General features: G+C 44.5%; 13 protein-coding genes and 1 riboswitch. Of the genes, 8 read left to right on the plus strand and 5 right to left on the minus strand.

The genetic code is table 11. The features are described from left to right. Positions 1 to 104 (plus strand): IS3 family transposase (locus IFO66_RS24400; protein ID WP_192026952.1); only part of this gene is annotated, 104 nt, incomplete at its 5' end. A 458-nt stretch (positions 105 to 562) separates the two neighbouring features. Here IFO66_RS24400 and IFO66_RS20750 read toward each other — a convergent pair. From IFO66_RS20750 to IFO66_RS20760, 3 genes are all read right to left on the minus strand, one after another. Further along, a complete protein-coding gene (locus IFO66_RS20750) occupies positions 563 to 1,423 on the minus strand; it encodes a Dam family site-specific DNA-(adenine-N6)-methyltransferase (protein ID WP_192026953.1) in 861 nt (286 codons plus the stop codon). Between the two features lie 129 nt (positions 1,424 to 1,552). Then, positions 1,553 to 3,142, minus strand: a complete 1,590-nt coding sequence (locus IFO66_RS20755; protein ID WP_192026954.1) for a Fe-Mn family superoxide dismutase — start codon at positions 3,140 to 3,142, stop codon at positions 1,553 to 1,555. Between the two features lie 553 nt (positions 3,143 to 3,695). Then, on the minus strand, positions 3,696 to 4,718 hold the full coding sequence (locus IFO66_RS20760; RefSeq protein ID WP_192026955.1) for an alpha/beta hydrolase: 1,023 nt from the start codon (positions 4,716 to 4,718) through the stop codon (positions 3,696 to 3,698). A gap of 551 nt (positions 4,719 to 5,269) precedes the next feature. Here IFO66_RS20760 and IFO66_RS20765 point away from each other — a divergent pair. From IFO66_RS20765 to nrdF, 5 genes are all read left to right on the plus strand, one after another. Next, complete coding sequence (locus tag IFO66_RS20765; RefSeq protein ID WP_192026956.1) at positions 5,270 to 6,025, plus strand: IclR family transcriptional regulator; 756 nt, start codon at positions 5,270 to 5,272, stop codon at positions 6,023 to 6,025. A 102-nt stretch (positions 6,026 to 6,127) separates the two neighbouring features. Beyond that, positions 6,128 to 6,242, plus strand: a riboswitch (TPP riboswitch). 384 nt (positions 6,243 to 6,626) lie between these two features. Further along, on the plus strand, positions 6,627 to 8,423 hold the full coding sequence (gene thiC / locus IFO66_RS20770; protein WP_420488690.1) for a phosphomethylpyrimidine synthase ThiC: 1,797 nt from the start codon (positions 6,627 to 6,629) through the stop codon (positions 8,421 to 8,423). A gap of 614 nt (positions 8,424 to 9,037) precedes the next feature. Beyond that, positions 9,038 to 9,427 carry a class Ib ribonucleoside-diphosphate reductase assembly flavoprotein NrdI gene (gene nrdI / locus IFO66_RS20775; protein ID WP_192026991.1) on the plus strand — a complete coding sequence of 130 codons (390 nt, stop codon included), beginning with the start codon at positions 9,038 to 9,040 and terminating at the stop codon, positions 9,425 to 9,427. Beyond that, positions 9,414 to 11,498, plus strand: a complete 2,085-nt coding sequence (nrdE, locus tag IFO66_RS20780; protein WP_192026957.1) for a class 1b ribonucleoside-diphosphate reductase subunit alpha — start codon at positions 9,414 to 9,416, stop codon at positions 11,496 to 11,498. The genes nrdI and nrdE overlap by 14 nt, the downstream gene beginning before the upstream one ends. A 55-nt stretch (positions 11,499 to 11,553) precedes the next feature. Continuing rightward, positions 11,554 to 12,504, plus strand: coding sequence for a class 1b ribonucleoside-diphosphate reductase subunit beta (nrdF, locus tag IFO66_RS20785; protein ID WP_192026992.1), 951 nt, complete (start codon positions 11,554 to 11,556; stop codon positions 12,502 to 12,504). A gap of 614 nt (positions 12,505 to 13,118) precedes the next feature. Here nrdF and IFO66_RS20790 read toward each other — a convergent pair. Beyond that, complete coding sequence (locus tag IFO66_RS20790) at positions 13,119 to 13,529, minus strand: GNAT family N-acetyltransferase (RefSeq protein ID WP_192026958.1); 411 nt, start codon at positions 13,527 to 13,529, stop codon at positions 13,119 to 13,121. Between the two features lie 373 nt (positions 13,530 to 13,902). After that, entirely contained in the window at positions 13,903 to 14,901 is a 999-nt protein-coding gene (locus IFO66_RS20795) for a phosphotransferase enzyme family protein (RefSeq protein WP_192026959.1), read from the minus strand. Between the two features lie 54 nt (positions 14,902 to 14,955). Here IFO66_RS20795 and IFO66_RS20800 point away from each other — a divergent pair, with 54 nt between their 5' ends. Both IFO66_RS20800 and IFO66_RS20805 read left to right on the plus strand, forming a co-directional pair. Continuing rightward, positions 14,956 to 15,132, plus strand: a complete 177-nt coding sequence (locus IFO66_RS20800) for a hypothetical protein (RefSeq protein ID WP_192026960.1) — start codon at positions 14,956 to 14,958, stop codon at positions 15,130 to 15,132. 211 nt (positions 15,133 to 15,343) lie between these two features. Further along, positions 15,344 to 16,855 (plus strand): erythromycin esterase family protein, encoded by a 1,512-nt coding sequence (locus IFO66_RS20805; RefSeq protein WP_192026961.1) that lies wholly within the window; start codon positions 15,344 to 15,346, stop codon positions 16,853 to 16,855. Positions 16,856 to 16,987 lie beyond the last annotated feature (132 nt).

The following is a 16,987-nucleotide window of genomic DNA, read 5'->3' on the forward strand; positions in this document are numbered from 1 at the left end:
TATATGACTATGTCAATTGGTATAACAAGCACCGCATACATGGAACATTAGGCTATATGAGCCCAGTTAATTACAAAAGAAAAGCCCTTAAAAAAGTTGTTTGATTTTGTGTTGACAGTCCACAATGCTCCTCAATAGTGTGGAATTTGATAGTGCCATCCTTGATCGCGGAATGTATCAGAAGCGTATTATCGTCGCTTAGGCGCTAAAATGCCTGCTCTAGCATCGTCGATAAGAGGGTGTAGACCGGACGAGAATACACGCATTAGATGTAACCCCTTCCCTCATCTTATAAGTGACCGTTTTATACAAAGAGGCTATAGCGTTTTCCTGATCGATTTCGGGAAGCTTATAGCCTCTTTTTGCTGGGTGGTATGTTAGGTGTAAACGTACATATTTGCATGGGTATTCGCATGAAATCTCGTTAATACCCTGTCAGATGTACGCAGCAAGAGAATGTGTTATGAAGCTGTGAATGTGAATGGAATGGTGAGAGACCAGGTTTTGAGAGAGCATATTTATTGAAGATAGTCGTGAACAAATAAAAGCTGTGAAGTATGTCTTAGAAGGAATAGGCTGAGGATCGTGAGTTGTTGTCATAGTTGACGACGACGACTTCATTGACACCGCCGCGGGCAGTACCTTTGGAGTTGATCAGGCGTTTGGCATGAACATGATGGATCTGATAGTTGCGGTATAAGTCGGTGATGAACTCGGTAGCGTGGTTGGAAAGCATGACGTATACACCTTTTTGGTCTAGTTCTTTGTACAGTTCGGCAAGTCTGCGTTGTTCTTCTCGCGTAAATCCTCCCTTGGCATAGGACGTGAACGATGCAGTAGGTGAGAGGGTATCATAGGGTGGATCGAAGTAAACGAAATCTCCTGCTTTTGCATGGCTAACCGCCGCTGCATAATCGCCATGCTGAATCTGGATCGTATTGCGGTTCAAATAGCGGGAAAAGGCACGTACTTTATGTTCCTGCACGATATTTGCTTGTTTGTATTTGCCGTACGGTACGTTAAACTTGCCGCGACTGTTAACGCGATATAGACCATTAAAGCATGTCCGATTTAAATAAATGGTGCGGGCAGCACGTTCAATAGAAGAGAGTGACGCATAAGTATCTTCTTCTCTGTCCCAACTGCGGACTTCATAATAATGAGCTTCTGTGTTGATGTGTCCGTTGAGGGCGGTAATTAAGGCCTCAGGATCATGTTGAATGACTCGATACACATTGATTAAATCTTCATTAATATCATTAATTACGGCAGCTTGGGGCTTTAACGAAAGGAGCATGGCCGCTCCTCCTACGAATGGCTCGTAGTAGGTACATATGGACCAATCCAATTGCGGCAGCTGAGTATGTAGATGATGAAGTATTTGCCGTTTGCCCCCGGCCCACTTTAGGATCGGCTTGAGCACGGGCTTTCTCCTTCCATAATGGCTTATATTGAGGATCGTCCCTTAGCACGACTGAATATAGGCTAAGGGACGAACATCTGTTTACCTATTTTAACCAAGTGCAAACAAGGAATCAAGACATCGATAGGCTTAAAAAGGTGCCCATTTCAATTGACGTGCTTTTAAATAGCGTTCGTTCACAGTAGGCCAATATACTACGTTCCACCAGTCTTTAATATAGTCAGCGCGTTTGTTCTGATGTTTTAAATAATACGCGTGTTCCCAAACATCGAGAACGAGTAGGGGGATGACATCCCATTGTGATAGGTTCTGGTGCTTCTCCGCTTGGAGAATCTCCAAGCGACGGCTGCGCGGGCTCCAGACGAGGAGGGACCAGCCCCCGCCTTCTACTTTTTCTGCTGCTTTGGAAAATTGCTGTTTGAAGGCTTGATAGCTTCCGAAGTCTTGCTCAATTTGGCGTCTTAAATCCCCCTGTGGCTCACCTCCACCTTTTGGGTTCATCACGTCCCAAAAGATTGTATGCAAATAGTGCCCTGCACCGTTAAAGGCCAAATCGCGCTCTAGCGCCTTGATCTGATCGAAGTTGCCAGTGCGGCGAGCTTCGACTAAGGCCAACTCAGTTTTGTTCAAGTCGTCGACATAAGCCTTGTGGTGGATGTCGTGGTGGATTTGCATGGTTTTCGTATCAATGTACGGTTCTAGTGCATTGTAAGGGTAGGGTAGTGGCGGCAAGCGATGCCCGCCTGGCGGCACGTAAACGTTGTCCGCTGGACGTGCTTCTTCGGGAGCCGCTTGGCGCAGTTGCGGCTCCATAGCAGCAGGCGCTAGTGGCTCTGCGGCTGCCACTGGCGGAGCGCATGCCGCGGCTTGCGCAGCATGCGGCGTATATGGCGAGCTATGCTGCAATGCCGCAGCATGTGGTGCGTAAGGCGAGCTGTGCTGCAATGCCGCAGCATGTGGTGCGTAAGGCGAGCTGTGCTGCAATGCCGCAGCATGTGGTGCGTAAGGCGAGCTGTGCTGCAATGCCGCAGCTTGTGGAGCGTGTGCCGTGCCGTGCTGTAATGCGGCAGCTTGCGGAGTATGCGGCGTATATGGCGAGCTATGCTGCAACGCCGTAGCGCTGATAGGCGGGCGCTCGCTCTGCGGCGGAATGGCTTCGCCCGCCGCAAAAGCCTGTGACTGCGGCGGGCGGCTGCCTATGGCCGCTGTCACATCACTGGGCCTAACAGCGGCTGAAGGATACGCCGCAGTCGGGCCATGCTCATACGCCGCAGCGTTCGCTTGCGCTTCGGCGAGCGGGGTGCTCGTCAGCGACTTCGTCACGCTAACGAACACGTATGATTCGCGCACGACGTGGGCGCATAGAAGCGGTGCTGCTGACGTATGCCGCACCGCTTGGCTGTGCTGCTTGATATGCTCCAACTGCTGAATAAAATGCTCCGATTGGTGGACAGAAGCGCATAGCAACTGATCAATTTGTGTTAGCAAGGAGTTGTCCCAACGTCTATCTGAGCTTATGCAATTGTGCAGCCAGCCGCGCGCTGTCTCCTCCGTTTTAGCAAAGACATGCTCCCATTCGGTAAGTACTTGATTAAAGCTTGGTTCCAACTCTGGAACGACGCTGCGAATGAGTACAGCATGCTCTTTCTCTTGATTTTTCCAGTCTTGAATCGCTTCCAATATGCGAATCGGCATGTAAGGGCCGTAAATAAGCAGCATGGCAATCCTCCTTCACCATACGTGATGCGTTCATAAGTATATGTATGAGGAGAAATGGTTGGCCTATAACAATGATAATGTTATCGATATTATAGAGCGTGACAAAAGGGACAGAAGGTGAAAGAGGTGAAGTTTAAAAAGGTAGTGGAGAAGAGCATCGTAATATCAAATTTCCGTACGCATGAGCTCATAAAACATAACCAATTATAGTGTGGACAAAAATGCAGCTATTTTAAGAAAAAAACGTCACTTTTCCTTAAATAAGGACAAAAGTGCAGTTATTTCTCCTGACTAAGCTCTATAAATGGGTATAGAGTCTAAAATAAATGCACTTTTGCCGATAATAGCCCAAATAAGCACAATTACAGTTAAAATAACTGCAGATTTGTCAGATGTGCTTTGTGCGAATGCAGATTTGTCGCCCATTTAAGCTACGTGCTTTCTACGAACAACAATTTTGCACTTATCTCAACTAGGAGCTTTGATACAATTAAATATACAAAATATCCCTCTCCTATTGTTTAGGAAAGGGATAAATATAATGCCGTATGGTTTAGCGCTTAGCCGTGAGTTGGGTATCGCGTTCAGCAGTAGCCTCTAGGAACTGTGCGACTTTGCGTAAATAGGTTTTGCTATCTTCTCGATAGATGAGCTCATGGTGAGCACCGTCTACGATCCAAGAGCTGGAGAGAGCAGGGTCCTGATTGCTAGCAATTTGCTCTGCAATGGTATAAGGAGCCTTCGTATCTGCTGTTCCATGAATGAAGAAGGTTGGAATTGAGTACTGATGTGCCTTTACTTCATCATATGGTATCTGCTGCAAACTTGTATCATTCAGCAGTGGGAACATGATGCGTAATAATTGCAGCGATGGCTCTTTTGGAAGGTTTACAAACTGCTCCAAGTTATGATAGAGCGTATCTGGCTCTAGCAAGAACATGCTGTCGAGTACCATGGCATCGATATCGTTGCTTAGTAAGCCAGCTTGAAGGGCAGTTCCAGCTCCCATGGAGAAGCCCCATACGACGATATGATCCGAACCTCGCTTTTTCGCTAACTCAACTGCGCCGAGAAGCTGTTCTTTCTCCAGTCTACCACCCGTTGCTTTTGTCTTATGGTTTGGTGAAGCAAAGCCGTAGTCAAACATAATGACATTATAACCTAGGCGTTGAGCGAATTGGGCTAGGTCATACATGGGTACCCAGTATTCTTCTCGATTTGCTCCATAGCCATGGCTCAATATAATCGTCTTCTTGGACGCAGAGCTTGCCGGAATGTACCATCCTTCTACGAGTGTATGCTGATCACGCGCAGGGAAGGTCACATTTTCATATTGGAGTCCTTTCGCTGTCATCGGATTTGCAAACAGCGGTGGAACTTGAGGATTCGCGAACATCCAAGCAATAAAAGCATGCAAGGCTAGAAAGATGACAATCACGGTGAACACAGCGGATAACAGTAAGGCGATGAGTATATGCTTCAACTTCACGCGCTTCATTCGAGCGGGTATTGCTGGCTCAATAGGAGAGATCCATTCGGGTTGGGCATTTGGCGTTGATATCATAGGTGAACTCATGGTAGATGCCTCCTTTTTATTCGCGATGTTTCACAGATGATCTTTGTAACGAATTCAATGTATATAAATGGAACAAAAGACCTAGTTGAGTGTTGTCGAACTGAGAGATATACGTGCAGCGCTCTAGTTCGTTGTCATTGAGTTGAGAACGTTTTCTACTACTTCCATCGTATGCGGATAACCCCGCTAAAACAATGGTATTGCACGATTTGTAAGGCGATTGTAATGCTCGTGTAATATAGTAAACTTCATGTAAAAAAAGCGCGGATGATGGGACTAAAGTCCAGCGTAAACATCTGTCGTTTGAAATAAGCACGAGGCATACGGAGTGGAGTGGATGAATATCTGGGCAAACCTATTCAATGTCATATTAGATGTCATGATGAAATAGAGTATGGATAAGCATGTACTTTTTTTTACTGTGCAGCATACCGTATTCTTTTTTCGTATTTAGCAATTTAGCAACAACATCTCTTTACGCAAACAAATCTCAGCGTTATACTAGATGTAACAAAGTTCCATGTAATGGAACGAAAGAAGGTGATTTACCTATGGAAGAAAGCGGAGGTAAGTTGACGGTTCGTGCGGTCGAAAGAGCGCTTGATATATTGATGTGCTTCAAAGATGCCCATGATTTGAGCTTAACGGAAATATCAGGACGAGTGGGCTTGAATAAGAGTACCGTTCATCGTTTACTGGCAACGCTGGAGGAGAAAGGTTTCTTACTGCGTGACGGAGATAAGTTCAGACTTGGATACAGTGTCTGGGAGTTGGCAGCAAACTTGACCCAAGTGGATGATGCAGCTCAACTGCTGCTTCCTGAAATGGAGCGTTTGCGCGATCAGCTTGGAGAGACGATAAGCTTGTATGTACGGGACGGTAATGACCGGATTCGCATTCAAGCGGTGCAGAGCAACCAGGCGATTCGCCGTGTGGCACCGATCGGTGTGCGATTGCCTCTATATGTAGGCGCGTCGAGCAAAGTGCTTCTTGCCTTTGCAGATGAATCAGAACGTGCAGAGACGATGCAAAGCTCTTCTTGGCCAGCTTCAATTGAGACGGCAGACTTTTTGCAACAGTTAGAAGAAGTGAAAAAAGGCGGGTACGCATTAAGTGTGGAAGAGCGTGAACCTGGGGCGGCAGCTATATCCGTGCCTATACTGGATCGTTCCCATCGTATTTCAGCTGCGTTGTCCGTATCTGGCCCTGTTAGCCGGATGACTCCGGATACGATGAGGGCGTACGCTCCTTTACTGATGGAAGCCGCTTCTCGTATGGAGAAGATGATACGTACCGTTAATTTGTAGGTTTAATTTGTAAGGTTTATTTTCTGGGATTACTTGCATAATTGGCTTTATTCCGTTATGGTTAGTGAGATATAAGTTAACATTTACCATGCATGAACTGCATATTGTTACTAGGGGTGCCTCCGAGCGGAGGCTGAGACAAGATCGCGCTGAAGATCTTAAACCCTTTGCACCTGATCTGGATTATACCAGCGTAGGGAAGTAATCGGCACGATAAGCACCATTAGATAAGGATGCGATCATTTATCCTTTGTCTCGGTGTGTGAGTATATCGACGTCAGCCGGTTCCTTTACGGGACCGGCTTTTTGTATGTTTGTATCTATATTTGAATTACATACAGTCGATATATACGAGTTACAACTGCGCAACGTACCTTTAAGCCCTCTTATTTGCAGAAATAAGATGTAGTGGGGGCTCCTCTGTTAGGTATAACCGATAGATTAGCACAATTGCAGTTTTCGTCATGGCATGACCAAGGAGGAAATGAACATGAAGAAACCTACAACCACATCTGCACAATTGCAGACTGATTCTACCCCTAATAACGTATCGATTGAATCTCTAACCAGTGCGCTACCTACAACAATTGTACAAACGGAAATGGAACTAACCGTAGATTCTCAGTCAGCATCCGAACCATCCAAGCGGATGATCGAACCTTTCCCTAGCAGCCGCAAGGTATACACCATGGGCTCACGTCCAGACATCCTAGTACCGGAGCGAGAGATTAAGCTGCATGATACAGAGACGCCAGACGGTATCGAGCATAATCCACCATTGCGCGTATATGACACAAGCGGTCCATACACAGATCCAGATATCACCATTAATATTCGTAAAGGCTTGCAGCCGTTAAAGCAGAATTGGGTCCTTGAACGCAACGATGTAGAAACTTATGATGGCCGTGAAATAAAGCCAGAAGACAATGGCTTTCGTACGGAGCAAGGTGTACGGGTTGCTGGAGCTGAACAGTACCCTGCTGTAAACACACAGCCACTTCGTGCGAAGACGGGGCAAAATGTGACCCAAATGCACTATGCACGAAACGGCATCATTACGCCGGAAATGGAGTTTGCGGCTATTCGTGAGGGCTTGTCGCCAGAGTTTGTAAGAGATGAGATAGCTATTGGCCGTGCTATACTGCCATGTAACATTAATCATCCTGAGTGTGAGCCGATGCTCATCGGGCGTAACTTCCATGTAAAGATTAACGCCAATATCGGTAACTCTGCCGTTGCATCTTCTATTGAAGAAGAAGTAGAGAAGATGGCATGGGCAATCCGTTGGGGTGCAGATACGATCATGGACTTGTCCACTGGCAAAAATATTCATACGACACGTGAGTGGATTATTCGTAATACGCCTGTTCCGGTAGGCACGGTGCCGATCTATCAGGCATTGGAAAAAGTAAATGGCAAGGCAGAAGACTTATGCTGGGAAGTGTTCCGCGACACGCTCATTGAGCAGGCGGAACAGGGCGTTGATTATTTCACGATTCATGCAGGTGTGCTGCTTCGTTACATACCGATGACGGCTAAGCGAATGACGGGTATTGTGTCACGCGGCGGTTCGATCATGGCGGCATGGTGCCTTGCTCATCATAAGGAGAATTTCTTGTATACGCATTTTGAGGATATTTGTGAGATTATGAAGCGTTATGATGTTGCTTTTTCGCTTGGCGATGGCCTTCGTCCAGGCAGCATTTATGATGCGAATGATGAAGCGCAGTTTGCGGAGCTGGAGACGCTTGGTGAGCTGACAGAAATAGCGTGGAAGCATGATGTGCAGGTTATGATCGAAGGCCCTGGTCACGTGCCTATGAACAAAATTAAAGAGAACGTCGATATTCAGCTGGAAATATGTAAAGAAGCGCCGTTCTATACGCTGGGGCCGCTGACGACAGATGTGGCGCCAGGTTATGATCATATTACGTCTGCTATTGGAGCGGGTATGATTGGTTGGTTTGGTACAGCGATGCTCTGTTATGTAACACCGAAGGAACATTTGGGGCTGCCTAATAAAAATGACGTACGTGAGGGAGTTATTGCTTACAAAATTGCAGCTCATGCAGCTGACTTGGCGAAAGGACATCCACGTGCTCAGAAGCGAGATGATGCATTGTCCAAAGCTCGCTTTGAATTCCGCTGGCGCGATCAGTTTAATCTGTCCCTTGATCCAGAGCGTGCGATGGAATATCATGACGAGACGCTTCCAGCAGAGGGAGCTAAGTCTGCACATTTCTGCTCCATGTGCGGACCGAAGTTTTGCAGTATGAGGATTACACAGGATATCCGCCAGTACGCGAAGGAGAACGGACTGGATGACAATACAGCGATTACGGCGGGCATGGAAGAGAAGGCGGAGCAGTATCGAAGTAAGTTATCAGCGACTTCCTAATATCAGCAGTATAGTGTTTGGAGTACGTCTACTTGCACCACACAATATGTGGAGGTGGAATCGCTCGAATATGTTCGAATATCGATTGGACACCAACACATGGTTCAAGTTCATGACTAATCTAATCCATTTGCGTAATCATTTACATATTTAATGCTATAAATGATTACGTTCATTATGGAAGGGTCGACAACTCGTCGATCCTTCTTTTTTGCGCTGTATCAATATCTAGTGGTTGATTATGAATTGTCAATGCGAACAAGCAAACTTTCTTTTTTTATTTTTTTGTGAATTAGAAGGATATGTGTTGAAGCACAAACCTGCTTGTCCATATAACCTCTGAAAGACACGGAATTGTCGATATGTCCGCAAAGGCTTACGGGGCAAGAGATGGGTATTTTGTGCAAAGAAAACAAAGATTTGGAATGTGCTCAAGTCCATTGACAAACACTATATATTGATATAAATTTGATAATGCACTCAAGATATTGTTACGGATAGACATTTCAAACACCATAGATAGCAGCGTCTCTGTCAGGGACAATGATCTATGCATGATCGCTTTAGATGGGGCTGACAGGCTTCATATGAAGATGGAAGGAGATACGATTAAAATGTTGGTTGCCTATGATTCCAGAACCGGAAACGTACGGAGATTTATAAATAAATTGAACCTGCCTGCGGTGCAGATTGACGATAAAATGACGTTGGACGAGCCGTTTGTGCTTATTACCTATACGACAGGATTTGGAGAAGTGCCAGCCAAGGTACAATCCTTTTTGAAAAATAATTATGCTCGTTGTGTTGCGGTTGCAGCAAGTGGTAATCGCAACTGGGGTGAATGCTTTGGCCGCAGTGCGGACATTATAGCTCGTACGTATGGTGTGCCTGTACTGAGCAAGTTTGAATTGGCAGGTACAACACAAGATGTAGAACGGTTTAAGCAAGGTGTTGCTCGTTATGCGGGCTATCAAGAGGAGGTGAGTGCAGTTGCGTCATATTGAACTAAACAACTTGTTAATGCAGCGTGGAGCGGATGGCTTCTTCCGGTTAGAGCGAGATAAGGAAGCTGTACAGGCATTCATGGAGGAAGTGTTTGCAAAGAGTATTTCATTTGCTAGCTCTGCAGAGAAAGTTCGCTATATGATTGACAATGATTATTACGAGGATGTTTATACGACGTACTCGCCAGAAGCTGTAGAAGAGATTTATGAAATTGCACATAGCTATAATTTCCAATTCCAATCCTACATGGCAGCATCCAAGTTTTACACAGACTATGCGGTGAAGACGAACGACCGCTCTCAATACTTAGAACATTACGCAGATCGTGTTGCGATCGTTGCTTTGCACTTGGCACGTGGTGATGAAAATATGGCTCGCGAGCTTACTAGAGCGATGATGGAGCAGCGCGTACAGCCTGCAACACCTACATTTTTGAACGCAGGTAAGAGCCGTCGCGGTGAGATGGTATCTTGTTTCCTTTTAGAAATGGACGATGCGCTTAACTCGATTAACTTTGTACTCGGCACGTGCATGCAGCTCTCGAAAATCGGCGGTGGCGTAGCAGTTAACTTGTCGAAGTTGCGTGGACGCGGTGAGCCTATTAAAGGCGTTGAAGGAGCAGCGAAAGGCATTATGCCTGTTCTGAAGCTGATGGAGGATGCATTCTCTTATGCAGATCAGATGGGACAGCGTAAAGGTTCTGGCGCAGCTTACTACAACATTTTCGGCTGGGATCTCATGGAGTTCCTAGACAGTAAGAAGATTAATGCGGACGAGAAGACACGCCTGAAGACGTTGTCGATCGGTCTAATCGTACCGAATCAATTTTACAAGCTAGCGGAAGAGAACAAACCGCTTCATCTATTTGCACCATATTCCGTGTTCAAAGCATATGGCGTGCATTTAGACGATATGGATATGGATGAAATGTACGAGCAGTTGCTAGCAGACGATCGTGTACGTAAAAAAGAAGTGATGAGTGCACGTGACATGCTGACGAAAATTGCGATGATTCAGCTTGAATCCGGTTATCCGTATATTATGAACAAGAGCAATGCGAACCATGCTCACGCGCTTAAAAATATCGGTTCCATCAAAATGTCCAACTTGTGCACGGAGATTTTCCAACTGCAAGAGACATCCGAAATTACAGACTACAATCAAGAAGACATTATTCGCAGAGATATTAGCTGCAACTTGGCGTCTTTGAACATTGTTAACGTAATGGAGCATAAGAAAATGAAGGAATCCGTACATGCAGGCATGCTTGCACTGACTTCGGTTAGTGACATGACTCGTATCGAAAATGCACCAGGTGTTGCCAAAGCAAACAGTGAGCTGCATTCCGTAGGTCTTGGCGCGATGAATTTGCACGGATTTTTAGCTAAAAATAAAATCGCTTATGATAGTGCAGAAGCGAAAGACTTCGCGCGCACCTTCTTTATGATGTTGAACTTCTATTCCTTGGAGAAAAGCATGGAAATCGCGAAAGACAGCGGTATTACGTTCCAAGGGTTTGAGCGTTCTGACTATGCAGATGGTTCGTATTTCGAGCGGTACTTAGGGACAGATTACCGTCCAGTTTCGGACAAAGTGAAGCAGTTGTTTGAGGGCATGGACATTCCTAGTCCAGGAGAGTGGCAATCGCTCAAAGAAAACGTACAAAAACATGGTTTGTACCATGCTTATCGCTTAGCGATCGCACCAACGCAAAGTATTTCGTATATTCAAAATGCGACTTCTAGTGTAATGCCGATCGTAGAGCAAATTGAGACTCGTACGTATGCGAACTCGACGACTTACTATCCAATGCCGTATATGGCTGCAGATAACTTCTTCTACTATAAGTCAGCTTATCAAATGGATCAGTTCAAAGTGCTTGATCTTATTGCTGAAATTCAAGTGCATATTGACCAAGGTATTTCTACGGTACTGCACGTGAATAGTGACGTAACGACGCGCCAATTGGCTCGCTACTACATTTATGCAGCGAAAAAGGGCTTGAAGTCGTTGTACTACACACGCACGAACCGTTTGTCTGTTGAAGAGTGCATTAGCTGCTCCGTATAATAGAACAATCATCAAACAGGCAACGAATGAGAGGGGAGCAACGGAATTGAGCGTCATGAAAGCTGTCAATTGGAATCGTCCGGATGACGATTTTACAATTACATTTTGGAATCAAAATATTATGCAATTTTGGACGGATGATGAAATTCCCTTGTCTGACGATAAAATGTCTTGGCTGACATTGAACGCGGATGAGCAGGATTTATATATGAAGGTACTTGGTGGTTTGACGCTTCTTGATACGATTCAAGGCGGCGTAGGTATGCCGAAAATATTGGATCATGTAGAAGGCTTGCAGCGCAAAGCCGTTCTCGGATTTATGGCGATGATGGAGCAAATCCATGCTAAGTCTTACAGCAGTATTTTTACAACGCTGGCAACGACAGAAGAGATCGATGGCGTGTTCCGCTGGGTAGAGGACAATGCTTGCTTGCAGAAGAAAGCGGAGATGGTTTCCCGCTACTACACGAACATTGAGACACGCAAAGACCTGTACTTGGCGATGTGTGCTTCAGTATTGCTGGAAAGCTACTTGTTCTACAGTGGCTTCTTCTATCCGTTGTACCTAGCAGGACAAGGTAAGATGACGAGCAGCGGTGAAATTATCGACTTGATTCTTCGTGACGAAAGTATTCACGGTCTCTATGTGGGTGTATTGGCTCAAGAGTTGTTTGCTGAATTGAGCCCAGAAGAGCAGGATGCAGTTGTGGCGGAGTTCCAGACGCTATTGAAGGAACTGCATGCTAATGAAGAAAAGTACACGGAAGAGCTGTACACAACGATTGGCTTGACGGAGGAAGTGAAGAAGTTCATCCGTTACAATGCTAATAAGGCGTTGATGAACCTCGGTATGGAGCCGATGTTCCCAGAGGAAGAAATCAATCCAATTGTGTTTAACGGAATTAGCACGCGTACGAAGCAGCATGACTTCTTCTCAAAGAAGGGTAACGGATATGTTCGTGCGATGCATGTTGAACCGCTGACAGACGACGATTTCCGCTTCTAGTAGAAGCGAAGCGATATATGGCTATATAAACAGAAGTGATAAATAAGCGGCTGTAAATAAGAAGCAGCTAAATAAGAAAAGCGTTAACGCGGCCACTAGAGGCTGACCTTGTTTGCAAGGCAAGGATCAGTACTGGGGCTGGGCGTTAACGCTTTTTATTGTTGTTTGAAGGAGTTTATTTCATCATATATCAAGTTTAAGCACTACTATTCATCTTCTAATTACTAATATATATTTCATAGTAATTATGTTTCATGCTTAGAGTGAGCTTGCCGGCCGCATTATTTAGACGATATTAGTAGGATTTAGCTGGGTTCGCATGTAATGGATGACTTCTATTCTAGAATAGTGACAAAAATGCAGTTATTTTATCTGAAAATGTCTCTATTTGAGGGATTATCGTCAAAAGTGCATTTATTTAAGCGTCTTTCCCTATTTTCATCATATAATCGTAAAAATAACTGCACATTTGTCCTAATCTATCGCAAAATGACGTATTCTACTTAAAATAGATGCACTTTTGTCCATACTGCCTTTTTGATCCACGCAAGTAAAAGAGCACGAATATAGGAGATGATCCTTTATTCGTGCCCATATTGCACAGTGCTATTCTACTAACCGAACTTAGCAAATGCGACTAAAGAGCCTTTATCGCATGATTCGAAATCATTCTTTTCATAAAAATGTCTGACATCGGGTGCTTCTTCCGTTAACAGAACTTTTTGACGAACATGTGTATACTTGGTCATCATTTGTTCCATTAACTGAGAGGCAATGCCCCGATTCTGGTAGGCATTTAATACGAGTATATCTTGCACATAAACGATGGTTAAACCATCACCAACAACACGAATTAATCCAACTAATACTTCTTGATCCCAAGCAGATATAACGTCTAATGATTGCAATAGGGCTTGCTGGAGCTGCGGCATATCGTTCGTATACGCATACCATTCCACATCGTTATATAATTTGAGTAATTGTTCTTGGTTGATGTTTTTATTAGCTTTGAAAGTGATCTCCATTTTATTCTTCCTCCTCAAAATATTATTTTGAAGAGTTCGTACGTAATTTCACCACTGTTTTATGCCCCCTTCACATGATGTAGGATGAAATCGATTAGTTAATTATTTCCTTGTGGAAAATATTATTCGACAAATACATGTAAATACCTTTATATTACAAAAATTTCTTTCGTATTCGTACTTAAAGTTTTGGATTGTAAGGTTAAAAGCCGACGGTTATTTGTTTGCGTTCATGATTCTCGTCCCAGGATACCGTACACGTAACTTTTTCTTTGAAGGAAGTTAGGGAAGTTAGCTTACTATCAAATAGATAATGAATCACTGCCACAAGAATGAAGCGCTGAATCGAATTGGATTCAGCGCTCTTGACTATTTACTGCATGAGGGGACTGAATTCGACATCAAGTACAGGTTTGTCTTGCTCAATTGCTGCTCTCATTTGTTCAAGTGCAGTTCTTGTTTCTTCATCTAATTGTTCCCATACAGTATTCGCTTTGAAATACATATAGGAATACAGTCTGCGATATCTTAATAGGAACGGAATCTGTTCGAGCTGCTGCTTGGTTAATGGCTGATAGGCCGCAGCATATCCTTTGCCGAAGGACTCCATAAATGAAACGGCCCATTTGTCTCTGTCAGCCTGATCGGAGATACGAGCGAATTGCAAAGCGTGATAAAGGATGATGGCGGTATCATAACTGTACCAATGATAGAGGCAGTCGCCAAAGTCGAATAGAACGAGTTCTCCATTATGGACATAGAAGTTATGCGGGTGAAGATCGTGATGGACAAGCCCGTACACATTTGAATCGGTTGGCCAGCTTTTTAGCTTGCTCACATAAGTATTCCATTGTAAAAGTACTTCGTTACTGACGAGGGGAGGAGAATGTATAAACGCCTCCTCATGCCATTTGATGCGTTTGCTGTCATCTAATATAGGTTCCATTTCTGCCGCTGCACGATGCATGTTCCCCATTGCTTCGCCTATTTTATAAAATAGATTAGCGTTCCAAGCTTCTTCGTGCTGATCTTGGAGCAGCTTACCTGCCGCTTTCTCATAGACCACCGCCAAAAAGTCTCCCTCATCTAGCTGTATTTCCTCAATCCATAAACCTTGCTCAGAAAAAATAGGTTTTGTAATACGTACTCTCTGTTGCGACAAGTGGGTCATCCATGTCAGTTCACCGACTAGATGTGAGTGATCGGCAGGAGACTTGTACGTATATAATTTTAAGATTACGGGTTCTTCATTTCGCTTAAAGGAAAACACATTATTAGTAAACCCACCGAGCGTTTGAATGGAAGAAGGATCACCGCCATATCTCCGGCAGGCTTCTTCTAATAAAGACGAGGACCAATTGTTGGATTCCAAGATCATCCACCTCCATGCAAGAAGCGTAGCATAGACGAAGGATGGATATCAAAGGTGTCGTGGTGCACAGTTCTGACTTGCGAAAAGTCGCTCCTTTTAGGCAGAGGCGCTAGCGCATGCGATGCTGAGCGATTAATAGAGACGGGAGTCCTTATACGTGATCAAAGCAGCCGTGCAGTTTATTTGACAGAGGAAGATTTGTTGGAGTTTGAACAATGGTTCCCGACATAAGTGGAAATGATGCTGCTATAGATAGATATGTATCCAAGCTATATTTTTAACCTAATTTTAAACTTCAAGTATCTCCCATTTAACTTTGGGGGTCTAAACTTATCTTATACGAGAAACAAGAACAAACATATCAATTCGTGAGCAAACATAATGCGTAATAGTAGAAAAAGATTCGTACATACATTACTTTACTTAGAATAGGGGAATGAAGATGAATACGATGAAGATGGCAACGAACAACTCAAATAAAGGATGGCGTGGACGTCTACAAGCGATGCTGTTAACGGTCACGATGACGGCGATGGCAATGACAACTTGGCTCGGGCCTATTAGCTCCGTCCAAGCGCAAGCGGCAGCAGCACAACCAGAACAGAAAGCGGAGCAAGCCGCTCAACAGACTCAACAAGCCAAAGAGCAAATCGAGAAGGCAATGGATAGCCAAGCCCGTACCTATAAGGAATCAATCGCAGATTGGAAGAAATATGTGAATGATCATGCTTATGCCTTGAAGTCGATTCAACCGGAAAAGCGTGTGAATGGCTCGATACCAGCGAGCAATTTTGAAGATCTTGATATGTTAGTACCGCTGTTAGCAGATAAGCGAATTGTTTATTTGGGAGAAAGCACCCATGGTGCTGCAGAATTCAGCTCGGTGAAGACACGTCTCATTCAATATTTGCATCAGCAGCTTGGCTATAACATGGTTGCGTTCGAAAGCGGTCTTCCAGATGCAGCAATTGCACAAGGGAAAATGAAAAGTAAGACGGCTGAAGAAACGATGAAACGTTCCATCTTTAAAGTATGGTGGACGGAGGAAACACTTCCGTTGTTCCAGTATATGAAGGATACGCAAGACAGCGAGCGACCACTTCGTATGGTGGGTTTCGATATTCAATGGAATTCACCTCTTCTTAAGGATGCTGCATGGTTGAAGGACAAGAAACTTCAAGAAAAAGTTATAAAGGCAGAGACTAAGTTGCTTACATGGAGAAACAGTAAAGATTTAGCGGGCTATCGTAAAGTGAAGCCAGAACTTATTCATTTGTATAAAAAACTATTGAAGCAAGTGGAAGCTCATGAAGGAGCATTAAAGAAAGAATATCCGAATGAACCGAAAATCTCGGTACTGATGAAACGTGCGGTCGAGGATCGGATCCGTTTTATTAACGAATATGTTGAAATTAATATTGAAGGTAATATAGCTGTTGAGAAAGGCGATATGCTGGCTGTATTTCGTGCTACAGAATGGCGTGATCGTGCCATGGCGAACAATTTGATCTGGCTCGCTACGGAGGTATACCCAACAGAGAGGTTTGTTGTATGGGCCCATAACGGTCACATTAGTAAGGCACAGTCAAAAATTTACTCTTTTGAAAATGCGCATAAATGGATGGGCGAGCTTATGCCGAAGGAGCTTCAACGTCAAAGCTACGTGATGGGGCTGTACATGGGGAGCGGAGAGTCGGCTGATAACGATACTAGAGAGCCGATCCCTGTAAGTCCTTTGTTACCAGGAACTTTAGAGGATATTTTATCTGGAGCGAAGCAGCCTTACACGTTTATGGATTTACGCTACCGTGACAACGAGCGGGGGAGCTCTTGGATGTTCGAACGTGTCTTCGCCTATGATTGGGGATATATGCCGACTTTGATCGTACCGCGCCATCATTACGACGGTATCTTGTTTATCGATAAAGTAAAGCTTCCTCGTTATATCAAGTAATTGCGTAAGAGATAGACAGTTAAATAGGTTTATGGAAAAGGTAACGCCGAACGCTGCATCGAGAAGTGATGCAGCGTTTTTTTATTTTAGATAGGTAGCTGCTGCCTATTTCCAAATAAGAAAGCACAAAAT

The organism is Paenibacillus arenosi (genome assembly GCF_014841135.1).
Classification (GTDB): Bacteria; Bacillota; Bacilli; order Paenibacillales; family Paenibacillaceae; genus Paenibacillus_B; species Paenibacillus_B arenosi.

Excerpts from the sequence above, each read along its gene's own strand:
- IFO66_RS20755 (WP_192026954.1), bottom strand. The coding sequence starts at position 3,142 with ATGCTGCTTATTTACGGCCCTTACATGCCGATTCGCATATTGGAAGCG.
- IFO66_RS20760 (WP_192026955.1), bottom strand. The coding sequence starts at position 4,718 with ATGAGTTCACCTATGATATCAACGCCAAATGCCCAACCCGAATGGATC.
- IFO66_RS20765 (WP_192026956.1), top strand. The coding sequence starts at position 5,270 with ATGGAAGAAAGCGGAGGTAAGTTGACGGTTCGTGCGGTCGAAAGAGCG.
- thiC (WP_420488690.1), top strand. The coding sequence starts at position 6,627 with ATGGAACTAACCGTAGATTCTCAGTCAGCATCCGAACCATCCAAGCGG.
- nrdI (WP_192026991.1), top strand. The coding sequence starts at position 9,038 with ATGTTGGTTGCCTATGATTCCAGAACCGGAAACGTACGGAGATTTATA.
- nrdF (WP_192026992.1), top strand. The coding sequence starts at position 11,554 with ATGAAAGCTGTCAATTGGAATCGTCCGGATGACGATTTTACAATTACA.
- IFO66_RS20790 (WP_192026958.1), bottom strand. The coding sequence starts at position 13,529 with ATGGAGATCACTTTCAAAGCTAATAAAAACATCAACCAAGAACAATTA.
- IFO66_RS20805 (WP_192026961.1), top strand. The coding sequence starts at position 15,344 with ATGAATACGATGAAGATGGCAACGAACAACTCAAATAAAGGATGGCGT.